Annotated in this window: 9 protein-coding genes; 7 read left to right on the top strand and 2 right to left on the bottom strand. The window is 63.1% G+C overall.

Features of this window, described 5'->3' with window-relative positions:
- The first annotated feature begins 142 nt into the window (after positions 1–142).
- The gene (locus BLQ92_RS06940) at positions 143–1228 is read left to right on the top strand and encodes a diguanylate cyclase (protein WP_244106067.1); all 1086 of its coding nucleotides are present in this window, start codon (positions 143–145) and stop codon (positions 1226–1228) included.
- Positions 1229–1402: 174 nt separating this feature from the next.
- Here the strand turns inward: BLQ92_RS06940 and BLQ92_RS06935 are convergent, their stop codons facing one another.
- Positions 1403–2206 carry a YkgJ family cysteine cluster protein gene (locus tag BLQ92_RS06935; protein WP_090682795.1) on the bottom strand — a complete coding sequence of 268 codons (804 nt, stop codon included), beginning with the start codon at positions 2204–2206 and terminating at the stop codon, positions 1403–1405.
- A 66-nt stretch (positions 2207–2272) separates the two neighbouring features.
- Entirely contained in the window at positions 2273–3502 is a 1230-nt protein-coding gene (locus BLQ92_RS06930; RefSeq protein WP_090682794.1) for a DUF2252 domain-containing protein, read from the bottom strand.
- 394 nt (positions 3503–3896) lie between these two features.
- Here BLQ92_RS06930 and BLQ92_RS06925 point away from each other — a divergent pair, with 394 nt between their 5' ends.
- The 6 genes from BLQ92_RS06925 to BLQ92_RS06900 all read left to right on the top strand — a co-directional run bounded on the left by BLQ92_RS06925 (position 3897) and on the right by BLQ92_RS06900 (position 14463).
- The gene (locus BLQ92_RS06925) at positions 3897–6047 is read left to right on the top strand and encodes a hybrid sensor histidine kinase/response regulator (RefSeq protein WP_090682792.1); all 2151 of its coding nucleotides are present in this window, start codon (positions 3897–3899) and stop codon (positions 6045–6047) included.
- Positions 6048–6081: 34 nt separating this feature from the next.
- Positions 6082–6993, top strand: a complete 912-nt coding sequence (locus BLQ92_RS06920) for a DUF72 domain-containing protein (RefSeq protein ID WP_090683001.1) — start codon at positions 6082–6084, stop codon at positions 6991–6993.
- A gap of 108 nt (positions 6994–7101) precedes the next feature.
- Positions 7102–7452, top strand: coding sequence for a VOC family protein (locus tag BLQ92_RS06915; protein WP_090682790.1), 351 nt, complete (start codon positions 7102–7104; stop codon positions 7450–7452).
- Positions 7453–7584: 132 nt separating this feature from the next.
- The gene (locus BLQ92_RS06910; RefSeq protein WP_090682789.1) at positions 7585–9126 is read left to right on the top strand and encodes a methyl-accepting chemotaxis protein; all 1542 of its coding nucleotides are present in this window, start codon (positions 7585–7587) and stop codon (positions 9124–9126) included.
- Between the two features lie 63 nt (positions 9127–9189).
- Positions 9190–10929, top strand: a complete 1740-nt coding sequence (gene argS, locus BLQ92_RS06905) for an arginine--tRNA ligase (RefSeq protein WP_090682787.1) — start codon at positions 9190–9192, stop codon at positions 10927–10929.
- Between the two features lie 795 nt (positions 10930–11724).
- Positions 11725–14463 (top strand): TonB-dependent receptor, encoded by a 2739-nt coding sequence (locus BLQ92_RS06900; RefSeq protein ID WP_090682786.1) that lies wholly within the window; start codon positions 11725–11727, stop codon positions 14461–14463.
- The last annotated feature ends 19 nt before the right edge of the window (positions 14464–14482 follow it).

The raw sequence follows: 14482 nt of genomic DNA, 5'->3' as shown, positions 1-14482 counted from the left end.
GGTCGTTATGCACGAATGGGCTGAATAATGCAGGGCGCGTTGCCTGCGCGTTTTTTAAACGCCGATGCGCCTGCGAATGCCCTAACGCCATGAGGCCGGCGGCGCCCCTCTTAAGCGGAGCCGCTGACGCACGGGAACAAAGTTGGAAACGAATCGCCTAGCGGGAAAAGGAAAGCGCTTCGCCGCCCGCCTCTATCGAATGCGCGTGATCGGCCTCGGCATCGGGTTTTTCTGTGTGGCCTCGGTGTTTGCGCAAGCGCAACCCCGTGTCAGCCCCTGGTTATGGGCAGGGCTGATTTTTCACGGCTTTATCTGGCCGCATCTTGCCTATCGCGCCGCGCTCGCCTGGACCGTGCCGTATCGCGGCGAACGTTTCAATCTGATGATTGACTCCGCACTCGGCGGCTTCTGGCTAATTGCCATGCGCTTTAACATTCTGCCCAGTATGTTGATTCTCGCCATGCTGAGCATGAATAGCATCGCCGCGGGCGGTGTGCGGCTGTTCGTACGCGGCATCGTCGCGCAACTGCTTGGCGCGGTCCTTGGCGCCGCCCTGCTGGGCCTCGCGTTCGCGCCGCAATCGCAGATGCCGACCATTCTGGCCTGCCTGCCGTTCATGATTCTGTATCCACTCGCGCTCGGCTTGCTGACCTATCGCCTGTCGCAAAAGCTCGCGAAACAGGCCCGCGAACTCGAACGCCTGAGCCAGACCGACGGCCTGACCGGCTTGTGGAACCGGCGGCACTGGGAAGATCTGCTCGCTGAATGGTTCGAGCGCTGCCGCCAGGACCGCGAAGCCTGTTGCCTTGTGTTGTTCGATCTCGACCACTTCAAGGACGTCAACGACACCGAAGGCCACGCCGCGGGCGATGCCGCGCTGCGCAGCTTTGCACTGTTTCTGCGCGGCAGCCTGCGCCCGCAGGACATTGCCGGCCGTTATGGTGGCGAGGAGTTTGGGGTCATCATGCCGGGGGTGCGTCTGCCGGAAGCTCAACGCATGGTGGAGCGGCTGTTGTTTAATCTGCGCGCCCGAGCGGGCCACGCCGGCGAAGCGCTACGCTGCACGTCGAGTGCGGGCTTGGCCGAGTACAGTCCGGGTCTGGGGGATATTAACGAGTGGGTGCTCGAAGCCGACCGCTGTCTTTATGCCGCCAAAGCGAATGGACGCGATTGTCTTGTTACGTCGGAGTGGGATCCAGGGTCGGCGCGCCGAAACGCGATTGGATGAAGCCGCTACGCCTGGTGCTGCTAACTGCGCCGGCCTGACTCAAGCGTGCTGCCTGACACTAAGTTATCCCCACTTTTTGTGAGCAAGCCTGTGGACAACCTGGGTGCATACCTCCCAAGTGTCTGACGCAGAACGACTAACGCTCTGCGTCCTCGGGGCGGGCAACCCGCGCGGCTAGGCGGCGGCCGGATAAAAGCCGAGATACTGGAACGGCGTCTCGCCGGCGGGGTCGACCCAGGCGCCGAGCGCGCCCACCGATTCCAGTGTGTCGACGGTGGCCCGGCGGTTCGAAACGAAACGCCACACCGGCAAATCTTCAGACGTGGGAGCTTTAAGCGCAGCGCCACCAGTAACGGCCGCTGCAGCACTCGCCTGCTCCAACGCCGCCAGCAACACCGCGCGTTGTGGCGAATGGACCACAAAACCTTCGTTGGCCAGCGCCGCCACATCGATGCCGAGCAGCGCGCACAGCGCCTGTTTGGCCGGCGCGTCTGCCGTATCGGCCGCACGTGAGCGCTGAATCAAGCCGGCAGTCGTCGCATCCACCAGTTTCCCACCGCGTAAAAGCGGCGCGAGGCCGGGCGTCCAGGCTTCCGGCGGACAACCCTTGCTGGCCGGGTCCAGTTCGATAAACGGATTGATTTCAGCCGGATAGATGCGGCAGACGAGCGGCCGCGCCTCATAGATACCGCAGCGCATATCGGCCTGCAGGTTCGGACAAGGGCCGGCAAACGCGCCCGTCAGGATCACAACGATCCGCGCCGGCAAGCTGCCGCTCATGGCAGCGAACGAGCGGCGCCGCTTATGCGCCGCCTGCAGGTTGTCCGCGGCAGGCTCCTCGGGCCAGGGCAGGGCCTCGCAGAGAATCTGCACCTCATTGCCGCGCCCCACCCATGCGAGCGCTTCTGCGACCGTCAACGGCAAACGCAGATCGTGGCAGCATTTGCCGCACATCGTGCACTCGAAATCGATATTCATACTCATGCTCAATCAGCCTTGCACCGCGCATTGTTCTCCTGCCGACGGCAGGCCGGGCGCACTCTATCATGCGCCGACGTCGAGCGAGTAGCGCCGGCAGTGTTCGAGGTAGCCGGCCTCATGGCCGCTCACCAGTTCGACAATACTCTTCCAGAGCCATGGTGGGGCATCGAGCGTCTTGCTGCGGCTGCGCCGCAGCGCGGCGAGCCAGGCCTTGCGGTCGCTATCGTCCATCTGGCGGGCGTGCGCCTTGCCCACCACGAGAGCCAGAAAACGCGCCGCCTTCATCGCCTCGTCGCGCGTCAATTGTTCGATGGTCAGCTTCATGTCTTGCGGCAACAGCTCGCGAATCACGACCGAGCGCTCGGCGAGACGCGCCGCGCGCATGCGCTCGCCGAGAAACGGTGCAAGATGGCGCGCGCCCTCCACCACCCGCTGCGCGTTGTCGCGCGGCATGCGTGTGCCGTCATAGCGCGGCGCCGCCGCCTGGGTCGCTTCCTTGATGTCGATCAGGCACAGGTCGTCGCCATCCAGCACTGCCCCATCGACGTCGAGCAGCACGGCGTAGCGCAAGCGTCCGAGCGAACTGCAGCCCTTCACCCAATAGGCTGCATCGAGCACGGTGACCTTGGCCGCTTCGTCCTCCGAGCGCAACTCGGTTGCAAGACGCGCGAGCGTGCGCTTCTCGAACAGCGCGGCAATCTCGCGGCGCTCGGTTTTCGACAAGGGCCAGAAACGCTTGCCGAGCGGGATATGCGGCTCGATATCCTCAATCCGCTCTTCGGCCAGATGCTGCCACGAGCGGCGCAGTGCTTCCTTCATGACCACCCGCACCGCCTCCGGCTTCTCGGCCTGAATATCGGTGTGATCCGCTGCGTCGTCGAAGGCACGCTCGTAGCCGTCGGCCAATGCCTCCATCATGCGCAGCGTGGTGACGCCAGGCAGATCCGAACCGCGTGCCGCGGTTGCCAGCGAAAGGCCGAGCCGGATCAGATCGTGCGCTGGATTGCCGATCACCGTCTGGTCCAGATCGCGAATCTGGATCTCCACACGGCCTTGCGCATTCGCAACCGGCCCAAGGTTGCCGGTATGGCAGTCGCCGCAGATCCACACAGCAGGTCCTTCCGGCAGCGCGTGACTCTCCATGCCGTCGAGCCACTCATAAAACTTGGCGGTGTTGCCGCGCACATAGGCATGCGCCGAACGCGCCATCTTCGCATTGCGCTGTGTGACCAGCAGCTCCATACGGGCATTCGGCTTGGGGAGCGCGGGGCGAGCAGCGTTTTTCTTCGGCATTGTGGTGGCGTCCAGAGGGCTATCGATTGATGCTTAGCCAGCTAACGATGCCACAGCCTGCCCCAGCTAACAACCAGACGTGGCCGCGTGCGCGCCCGTGGCCAGGAACGCGGATTGCTACCGCATGCAGGCACCGTCTTTATCATCGACCCGGAGTAGCACTGAGTGAGCTCGTTACCATCATGCAAAGCCAGCCGCTCCTTGCGGCGACCCAACCCGACGCGTGGCGCATCACCCAGCGGGCATTGTGGCCTACAATAATTTGCTGTCCTCACGCGTTCCTCATGCCGCGCGAATACGGCCGGCCAGCGACCCTGCCCGGTCCGCGCCATCCGTGATGTCCACCCGGCCGGTCGGAACGCGCTTATCGACGTGACAACGGTGGAGCAGAGCAATGCCACTCATGGCAGACGACCACGGCTGCCCCGGTTGGAAAGGGGAAATGGCCGAACGCATCCGGGCGTTCGACTGGACGGCGACCGAACTGGGCCCCATCGAAGATTGGCCGCAAAGTCTCGTCGCAGCGGTGCAATGGGTGCTCGGCTCGCCCATGCCGCTCGTGATGCTGTGGGGCAAGCAGGGCTACATGGTCTACAACGACGCGTACGCAATCTTCGCCGGCGGCCGCCATCCGTTCCTGCTCGGCCGGCCCGTCGAGATGGGTTGGCCCGAGGTGGCGTCGTTCAACCGTCATGTGATGGACACCTGCCTCGCGGGCGGCACGCTCTCGTACCGTGACAAGGAACTGGTCCTGCTGCGCAACGGCAAGCCCGAAGACGTGTGGATGGATCTGTACTACAGCCCGCTGGCGGACGACAGCGGTGCGCCCGCTGGCGTGATCGCCGTTGTGGTCGAAACGACCGGGCGCGTGCTCACCGAACGCTCGCGGCAGCACGCCGAGACCGAGCTGCGCCAGCTCACGGAGACGCTCGAGCAACGCGTCACCGACGCCGTCGCGGCACGAGCGCTGGCTGAAGAGCAACTACGCCAGGCACAGAAAATGGAAGCCATCGGCAGCCTCACTGGCGGCGTTGCGCACGACTTCAACAACGTGCTGCAGGTCATCAACGGCAACCTGCAGATGCTCGCCGCCGACGCCGGCGACCATCCGGCCACCCAGCGCCGCATCGCTGCGGCCACCCAGGCGGTGCAACGCGGCGCCCGCCTCGCCGCCCACCTGCTCGCGTTTGCCCGGCGCCAGCCGCTCTCGCCCGCCGTGCTGAATCCGCGGCGGCTGCTCGAAGGGATGAGCGAAATGCTGCACCGCGCGCTCGGCGAAACGATCAGGGTGGAAAACGTGCTCGGCGCCGATCTCTGGAACGTGCTGGCCGATCGCAACCAGCTCGAAAACGCGCTGCTCAATCTGGCGATCAACGGGCGCGATGCCATGCAGGGCGAGGGCACGCTCACCATCCGCGCGGAGAATGTCCTCGTCAGTGGCAACGCCGGGCCGATCACGGCCGATCTGCCTGCTGGCGAGTACCTGGTATTTTCGATCGCCGATACCGGCGTCGGGATGTCGGCCGAGGTGCTGGAGCGCGCCGTCGAACCGTTCTTCACCACCAAGCCGAACGGCCACGGCACCGGTCTCGGCCTGAGCATGGTGTTCGGCTTCGTCAAGCAGAGCGGCGGCCATACGCTGATCAGCAGCGTGGTCGACGAAGGCACCACGGTGCAGCTGTTTTTTCCGCGCTGCCGCGAAGCCGAGACCATCGAGTTCATGAATGAAACCGCCGCGCCGCTCGGCGGGCGCGAAACGATCCTGGTGGTCGAAGACGACCCGGACGTGCGGCTGACGGCTGTCGAAATGCTGGCGCAGCTCGGCTACAAAGTGCTGACCGCGCCGGACGGCGACGCGGCACTGGAGTTCATCGATAGCGACGTGCCCATTGATCTGTTGTTTACCGATGTCGTGATGCCTGGTGCGGTAAAGAGCGCCGAGCTGGCAAAACAGGCCGCCCTGCGCTCGCCGGCCATCCCCGTGTTGTTCACCTCCGGCTACACGCGCGACGAGATTTTCCACCACGGCAAGCTCGACCCTGGCGTGACGCTGCTTGGCAAGCCGTATCGCCGCGACGATCTCGCCCGCAAGGTACGTGGCGTGCTGAACGCGCATCGCGCGACGCTCGCACCGCCCGTCGCGGGCACGGCAACGGCCTGCGCACCCGCCGCCACACCGATGCGCGTGCTGCTGGTCGAAGACGACGCGCCGTCGCGCGAAGCGATGGCTGAGTTGCTCGCTTCCTTCGGACTCCAATGCACTACTGCAGCCAGCGCCGAAGAAGCCCTCGAACTGTCGCGCGAGGAGCGCTACGACATCCTGTTGAGCGACCTCAGCCTGCCGGGGCTGTCCGGCGACGCGCTGGCTCGCAGCTTGCGGCAGGCGCAGCCGGACCTGCGGATCGTCCTGATGTCGGGCTACGGCGAGCACGCCGAGATCGGCACCGCGATACCCGGTGCCTGCCTGCTGTCCAAACCGATCGATATCGCCGCCCTGCGCCGCGCGCTGGCACACTCCGCAGAACATACCGAACCGGCAGCATAGGCAGGCGCGCTGCAACGCCCACAGGATGGCGACGATGAACATTCAATGCGGCACTGCGGGCTGGACCGACAAAACGTTGATTGCCTGCAAGCGCTTCTATCCGCGCGGCTGTAGCAGCGCCGAAGCCAGGCTGCGCTTCTATGCCTCGCTGTTTCCGCTCGTCGAGGTCGACTCTGCTTATTACGGCATGCCGTCGGCGACCAACTCGCAGCTTTGGGCGGAGCGCACGCCAGCGGGCTTCACCTTCAATTTCAAGGCGTTCCGGTTGTTCACCGGCCACCAGACCTCGCCCGACGTGCTGCCGAAGGACATCGCGATGGCGCTGGGCACGCCCGCCACCACCGGCAAGAAAAACCTCTACTACCGCGATCTGCCGGCGGAGATCCGCGACGAGATGTGGCGGCGTTACCTCGAAGCGCTCGAACCTTTGCGGCAGACTCAGCGGCTCGGCGCGGTGCTGTTCCAGTTCGCACCGTGGATCACCAGCGCGCCGCAAGACCTCGCGCATGTGGACGAATGCGCCGCACGCATGGCCGGTTACACGATGGCGGTCGAGTTTCGCAACAAGTCGTGGCTGGATGAGTCGCATGCACCGTCGACGCTCGCGTTTCTGCGCGAACGGCAACTGGCGCACGTGATCGTGGATGCGCCGCCCGACGTGACGAACCGCGTAGATACCGTATGGGAGGTGACGCATCCGCAGCTTTCGATGGTGCGTCTGCATGGACGCAACACCGAGACATGGAACCCGGGTGCGGGCGCCTCGGCCGCCGACCGGTTCAACTACGACTACAGCGAGGCCGAACTCGGCGAACTGGCGGTGTCGATTCGCGCGATCGCAGACCGTGCCGCGAAGACGCATGTGATCTTCAATAACTGCTTCGAAGATCAAGGCCAGCGCAATGCGCTGACCTTGATGGGCATGCTTGGCAGTGCAGTGGCCTAGTCGCTTAGGCCGATGCAGTTGCCCCAGCAAATCTGAGCAACGCGTGGCCGCTTGCCCCGCGTCTGAATTGTCTGTAGCTTCTCGACACACCTTGTCCTGGAGCAACCGATGCGTATTCGCACCGCATATTTCAAAGTCACCGATATGGCAAGCGCCACGACCTTCTGGGAGCGCCTGCTGGAACAGCCGGCGGCCCGCAAGTCGGACCGGTGGACAGAGTTCCTTGTGGGCGAGGTTCGCCTCGGCCTGCTGTTGAACGACTTCGGCGAAGAGCTCGTCGGCAGCGGCTGTGTGCCGGTGTTCGAATTCGAGGCAGCGTACTTGCAACCGTTTCTCAGCCGCGCCAAGGCACTGGGGGCAAGCGTGGTTCTGGACGGCCTCGCGGATGAATTCACGAAGACCATCGTACTGGCCAGCCCCGATGGCCACGAGTTCGAGCTTTGCACCTGTCACGAGTAGAGAGTGGAGACCGGCTAAGGCGTAGGCGGGGCTCAACCAGCATGCATAAAGTTTTGCGCCCCGCTGCCGATAATGACAATAGGACCGTAATGCTAGTCCAGACGTCAAACCAGCCGGAGCCTTCACCGCACCATGTTCTCTCGATTCTCAATCAAAATCCGCATCTGGGCGACGGTCGGCTGTCTGGTCGCGCTACTGCTGGCCCTCGGCGCCCTGGACCAGTTCAGCACCGAGTCCGGCCGGGCCGCGCTGCGCGAAACCTACTCCGTGCAGCTCGCCTCGGCAGTCGCTATGGGCGACAGCAAGTACAACCTTGCGATTGCCCGCGTGACCATGGACCGCGCGCTGCTGCACCCCGAGTCCCCTGACCTGCCGACCCTGATCACGAAGACGCGCGGCTATCTGGCCACCTCGAAGCAGGCGCTCGCGCGTTACCTCGCGCTACCCCATGATGCTGACGAACAGCGCCTGGTCGACGCGGTATCCGCGAATTTCGACAAGCTGCTCAACGAAGGCATCGAGCCGTCCTTGCAGGCGCTGCAGCACGGCGACCCGAAGACCGCCGACACGATCACGATGACGACCATGCCGGTCCTCTCGCTTGCGTTGACCAAAAGCACCGACCAGTTGAACGCCTATCTGCTCAAACGCGGCGCCGACAACTACGACAGCTTCCAGCAGACGCTGAAAACCATGAGCATCGTTTCAGCCGCCGCGATGCTGCTAGGTATTGCGATCGCCGCGCTCTGCGCGCTCGGTTTGCAGCGCGCGATCTCGGTGCCCCTCGCCAACGCCTTGCGCGCCTGCGCGGCGATTTCGAAGGGCGACCTTACCCATTCGATCGCAAGCAGCGGGCACGACGAAATGGGTCAATTGATGCGTGGGCTAGCGGCGATGCGCGACGGTTTGCTGGGCACAGTGTCGTCGGTGCGCGACGGCAGCGCGACCATGGTGACGGCAACCCAGGAAATTGCCGCCGGCAACGCCGACCTGTCGCGCCGTACCGAATCGCAGGCGGCCGCCCTCGAACAGACGGCCGCCAGCATGGAGCAACTCACGGCCACCGTGCGGCAGAACAACGCCAACGCGACCCACGCGAGCCAGTTAGCGAAAGAAGCGTCGGAGATCGCTGCGAGCGGCGGCGGCGTGATGGATCGCGTAGTGGGCACGATGGCCGATATCCACGACCAGTCGGCCAAGATGTCGGCCATTATCGGCGCGATCGAAGGCATTGCCTTCCAGACCAACATCCTCGCCTTGAACGCCGCCGTCGAAGCGGCTCGTGCCGGCGAGCAGGGCCGCGGTTTCGCCGTGGTGGCGAGCGAGGTGCGCACGCTGGCGCAGCGCTCCGCCGCCGAGGCGAAGGAAATCAAGGCGCTGATCCAGGCCGGAGCGAGTCGCGTCAGCGACGGCACGGGTCTGGTCGAGACCGCCGGCGCCACGATGCAACAGATCGTGCAAGCGATCCGGCGCGCCAGCGACATCATGACCGAAGTCGCCGCCGCTTCCGGCGAGCAAAGCGACGGCATCGAACAGGTCAACCGGGCCGTCTCGCAGATGGACGAAGTGACCCAGCAAAACGCGGCGCTCGTCGAACAGACAACCGCCGCAGCGCTCTCACTGGATGAGCAGGCCAAGGCGCTGCAACTGGCGGTATCGCGGTTCAGGGTTTGATCGGCCCATGTAGAATCGCTGCAGGGGTCTCCTCGCGCCCCAAAAAACTCAAACCCCAGATCGATGCCGAATCAGACCCTGCTCCAGCTTCTCAACGCCCGCGTCCAGGAAGCCCTCGTGGCAGCCGGCTGCGCGGATGCCACCGCGAACGTTCAACCCGCCGGCCGTCCCGAGCATGGGGACTATCAGGCTAACGGCATCATGGCGGCTGCCAGGTCGCGCAAGCTCAATCCGCGTACGCTCGCGCAGACGGTGGTCGATCATCTGCAACTCGACGGCATCGTCAGCCGCATCGAAATTGCCGGGCCCGGCTTCATCAACATGACCGTCGAGCCAGAGTATCTGGCGAACTGGGTGACGGCCGCGCTCAACGACGGCGGCGGCCTCGCGGTTCCGCGCGTGGCCGAGAGCGCCGCACAGTGTGTCGCGATCGATTACTCGTCGCCCAATCTCGCCAAGGAAATGCACGTCGGGCATCTGCGCTCCACCGTGATCGGCGACGCGTTGGCAAGAGTGCTGCGTTTCGTCGGCCACAAGGTGATCGCACAAAACCACGTCGGCGACTGGGGCACGCAATTCGGCATGCTCACAGCGTGCATGGACGAAGCCGGTCCGGACGATGCCTCGAACCTCGCCCTCGCCGATCTGGAAGTGTTCTACCGCAACGCCAAGAAACGCTTCGACGAAGACCCGGCATTCGCCGACCGGGCGCGCGACTACGTCGTCAGGCTGCAAGGCGGCGACCCACGCGTGCTGGGGTTGTGGAAGCGTTTTCTCGAAGTCTCCATGAATCATTGCGAGGAGATCTATCGCCGGCTCAACGTCGGCCTGACGCATGCCGATGTGTACGGCGAAAGCGCCTATAACGACGATCTGCCGGTCGTCGTGGCCGACCTCCAGGCGAAAGGGCTCGCCGTCACGAGCGACGGCGCCCAGGTCGTGTTTCTCGACGAGTTCAGCAGCAAGGACGGCGAGCCCGCGGCGTATATCGTGCAAAAGCAGGACGGCGGCTATCTCTACTCCACCACGGATCTCGCTGCGACCCGCTATCGTGCCGGCACGCTCAAGGCCGACCGGATGCTGTACGTCGTCGACGCGCGGCAGAAACTGCATTTTCAGCAGGTGTTTGCAGTCGCGCGCAAGGCGGGTTACGTGCCGCCCGAGGTCCAACTGGAGCATGTGGGATTCGGCGTGGTGCTGGGCGACGACGGCAAGCCGTTCAAGACGCGCAGCGGCGACACCGTCAAGCTCGCCGAGTTGCTGGACGAGGCTACGCAACGCGCCTTCAATCTGGTCACTGAAAAGAGTCCGGAATTGCCGGAGCAAGAGCGGCGCGCCGTGGCTCAGGTCGTCGGCATTGGTGCGATCAAGTACTTCGACCTCGCCAAGAACAGGAGCACCGATTACGTTTTCGATTGGGCCAGCATGCTGTCGTTCGAAGGCAATACGGCGCCTTACCTTCAGTACGCTTACACCCGGATCCAGAGCGTGTTGCGCCGTGCCGGTGCATGGGACGCCAACGCTGCCGTGATCCTCGCGGAACCCGCCGAACGGCAACTTGCCCTGCAACTCGCGCGCTTTTCTGACGCTGTACTGGCCGTCGCCCAGGACGCGCTGCCGAATTATCTGTGCGCCTACCTGTATGACCTGGCCGCCGCCCTGATGCGCTTTTACGAAGCGTGCCCCGTGCTCAATGCAAGCGGCGCGACGCGTACGAGCCGCTTACAGTTGTGCAGCCTGACTGCCGATACGCTGCGCACCGGACTCGGCTTGCTCGGGATCGATGTTCTCGAAACGATGTAAGTTCACCACGCTGGCTCAATTAGAATAAAGATTCTAGATGCGCGATCTGCCGATTCAAATCCGCGCATCGAGCATCCTCTCCGACCTCCCCCGCCGCCGCCCTGCCCCCTTCAGTCGGCCTTGCGACCGCCCGATGCACCGCGCATAGCATGTGCCGCCGACGGCGATATCGGCCGCTCTCCCCTCGCTCCGATGCTTCGGCGAGGAAACAACAAGATTTATTTCTATCAAACAAATTTTGACTAGGGCATTGTGTCTTGGTAGTGTCTTGCAACTACTCGTAAGGCATGACTGAAGGTGTATTACAAACCGGTCTACAACCGCGGCGTAGCATCTCCGGCGTGCCGGCGGCGTATCTCAGGCGAGCGCGGCAAGGTGTGCCGAAGCTCGCTCCGAGGCAGGGTTTCCCCCGTGGTTCGTTTCCCGTTGTGCGGTTAAGTTAGTGCAAAACGTGAAGCTGGATTAAAGCATTTCGTAAGGAATGCAGAATGTTTTTGTGTGCTTGAACAAAAGGTGGAGGTGTCGGCAGCATGTCTTGAGCATCAAGTTTCGACGCCCGCCTAGCAAGATAAAAAACGCTGCGCAATTCGATAAAAATCAATTAGTAGTCCGATACTAATAGCAGGCTCCATTCCGCTTTTGCCGTGCTTCGAGCGCGTCAGCAGAGGCACGCGGCAACGCGTGGGAGCTTTAAAGGGAATACGGCGGAGTGACGCCGTGCATCGAGTAGAGAGGTCCAAAAGGCCTCTCTTCGCATAACAGCGTATGGCCTTACTGACAAGTGTGAGGGGAATAATGAAACAAAGGGCATTAGCAATCGCCATCAGAAGAATAATCTGGGCGGAACTGGCACTCTCTGCCGCAATCGCCGTTCCGGCGTTCGCGCAGAGCCAGCCGGCCACAGCGGAGAGCACGCCAGCAGCACCTGCTGCAACGGCACCAAGCGGCACCTCGGGCACCACGCCGGGCACGACTGGCGCGCAAAACGGCACTTCGGGCACGACTGGCACCACCGGCTCCAACGGCAAGGTGCAGCAGTTGCAGCGCTTCGAAGTGACCGGCTCGCTGATCCGCAGTTCGGACAAGGTCGGTTACAACCAGGTTCAGACGGTTTCGCAGAAGCAGATTCAGGACAGCGGCTCGACGACGGTAGCCGACTTCCTGCGCACGACCTCGGCCAACTCGGCCGACAGCTGGAGCGAAGGCCAGTCCGGCAACTTTGCCGCGGGCGCCGCCGGTATTGCCCTGCGCGGTCTGAGCGAGAAATACACGCTCGTGTTGGTCGACGGCCAGCGTGTCGCGCCGTTCGCGTTCTATTCGAACAGCGTCGATTCGTTCTTCGACCTGAACACGCTTCCGCTGAACGACATCGACCGCATCGAAATCGTGAAGACCGGCGCCGTTTCGCAATACGGCTCTGACGCCGTCGCCGGCGTGGTCAACATCATCACCAAGCACAATTTTCAGGGTCTGCAACTCGACGGCAGCGCGGGCAGCACGATCGCGAGCGGTGGCGGCAACGGTACTTACAAGTTTGGCGTGCTCGGCGGCTTCGGCGATCTGAACTCCGATCGCTTCAACGTCACCGTAGCGGCGAGCGCCTATAAGGACAACGGCTCTACGCTGGCCGACCGCAATTCGACGCAGAACCAGGACTTCACCGGTCAGCCGGGCGGTTTGTCGTTGCTCGCGCCGTCGTACTGGAATACGGCCAACGGTCCTCAGGCATTGAACGGCTGCCCGTTCGGCGGCGCGGTGCGTCCGTCGGCCAGCAACTCGCTGACCTCAGGCTCGGCGGGGACGGTCTGCAGCTACAACACGGCGGAGAGCCAGTCCATCGCGCCGATGACGGAGCGTCTCAACGCGAAGATTCACGCTGACTTCAAGATCAACGACACCACGACGGCGTACGCTGATTTTCTGGAAAGCAACAATACGACCACCCAGAACAACGGTCTGTGGGGCAACGTAATCGGCAATCCGCAGTCACCCGCGCTCGTGTGGAATCCGCAGACGCAACTGCTCACGCCATTCAACACGACCGTTCCGGTGACCAACCCGTACAACACGACGGGCGCGGCCACACCGCTCACCTATGCTTTCCCGAACGCGGTATCGGAAAAGACCGACGCCAACTATTACCGCGCGGCAGCAGGCTTGAAGGGTTCGTTCACCCTGCCGTACGGGGACTGGGACTGGTCGGCGGCGCTCAGCCACTCGCAAAGCACGGTGTCGAACACGTACAGCAATGAGCTGAACGTGAACCAGCTGACCAACATCTACCAGAACGGTGCGCTCAACTTCGCCAATCCGGCGGCTACGCCGGGCGCATTCAACGGCCTGTACCAGGACGCGAACAACCTGGGTATCTCGAAGCTCGAAACGGTTGACGCGACGCTGTCCACGCCAAACCTGTTCCATCTGCCGGCGGGTGATGTGGGCATCGGCTTTGGTGCGCAGTTTACCCACCAGAGCGAAGACATGACCCCGGGTTATGAGTTTTCGCAGGGCGTGGTCGTCAGTCCGAATCTTCAAACGGTGGAAGGCCAGCGTAACGTGGCCGCCGTGTACTACCAGATCGACGTTCCAATCATCCACAACCTGACGTTTAGCCAATCGGGTCGTTACGACCACTATAGCGATGTCGGCGGTGCGTTCTCGCCACGCTTCGCCCTGCGCTATCAGCCGGTGCAAGCGCTGACGATGTATACGTCGTACAGCCGCGGGTTCCGTGCACCGACGTTCGTTGAGGACAGCAAGTCGCAAACGCTGGGCCTCCAGGTGAGTCAGTCCGGCCAGAACTATACGTCGATCACGGAGGGCAATCCGAACCTCGCGCCCGAGCGGACGAAAAACCTGAACATCGGCTTCGAACTCTCGCCAACGCGTACAACCGACGTCGGCCTCGACTGGTACAAGATTCGCGTCGACAACGTGATCGGCCAAGGCGCGCCTTCGCAGACTGCCTACGACGCGAATGGCAACCTCCTCTACGCGGTGATCCCGTACCAGAACCTGGGCTACCTCGACACGAACGGTTTCGAAGGCACGTTCCGTCAAGCGCTGCCGACGAAGGTCGGTACGTTCACCGTGTCGGCTGACTGGGCTTACGTGAACAGCTTCAAGATCGGCGCCCCGGGTCAGTCGCCGATCAACGGCGCAGGCAACAACTACACCATCACGCAACCGTTCGGCGGCAGCTTCCCGCGCTGGAAGGGCAACACCACTGTGGACTGGGCTTACCAAAAGTGGGATACAGCGTTGACGTGGGAGTTCACGGGCCCGTACGCGCAGAATCTCTTGCCGGCGCCCGCTCCGAACAAAGTCGGATCGTATAGCCAGTTCAACCTGATGGTGACGTACTCGGGCATCAAGCATTGGACGATTTACGGCGGCGTCGACAACATCCTGAACCGCAAGCCGCCGTACGATCCGATCTTTGCGAACGGCACGTTGGATCAGACGGGCTACGACACGTCGATCTACAACTACCTCGGCGTTTTCGCCCAGATCGGTGCGACGTACAAGTTCTAAAGATCTAAAGACGTAGCAG

Origin of the sequence: Paraburkholderia phenazinium, assembly GCF_900100735.1 — a bacterium.
GTDB lineage: Bacteria > Pseudomonadota > Gammaproteobacteria > Burkholderiales > Burkholderiaceae > Paraburkholderia > Paraburkholderia phenazinia.
Note: the sequence above shows the minus strand (reverse complement) of the source record. Positions and strands in the feature narration are given on the sequence as shown.

Coding starts and splice junctions, on each gene's coding strand:
- BLQ92_RS06935 (WP_090682795.1), bottom strand. CDS start 2,206: ATGAATATCGATTTCGAGTGCACGATGTGCGGCAAATGCTGCCACGAT.
- BLQ92_RS06930 (WP_090682794.1), bottom strand. CDS start 3,502: ATGCCGAAGAAAAACGCTGCTCGCCCCGCGCTCCCCAAGCCGAATGCC.
- BLQ92_RS06925 (WP_090682792.1), top strand. CDS start 3,897: ATGCCACTCATGGCAGACGACCACGGCTGCCCCGGTTGGAAAGGGGAA.
- BLQ92_RS06920 (WP_090683001.1), top strand. CDS start 6,082: ATGAACATTCAATGCGGCACTGCGGGCTGGACCGACAAAACGTTGATT.
- BLQ92_RS06915 (WP_090682790.1), top strand. CDS start 7,102: ATGCGTATTCGCACCGCATATTTCAAAGTCACCGATATGGCAAGCGCC.
- BLQ92_RS06910 (WP_090682789.1), top strand. CDS start 7,585: ATGTTCTCTCGATTCTCAATCAAAATCCGCATCTGGGCGACGGTCGGC.
- argS (WP_090682787.1), top strand. CDS start 9,190: ATGCCGAATCAGACCCTGCTCCAGCTTCTCAACGCCCGCGTCCAGGAA.
- BLQ92_RS06900 (WP_090682786.1), top strand. CDS start 11,725: ATGAAACAAAGGGCATTAGCAATCGCCATCAGAAGAATAATCTGGGCG.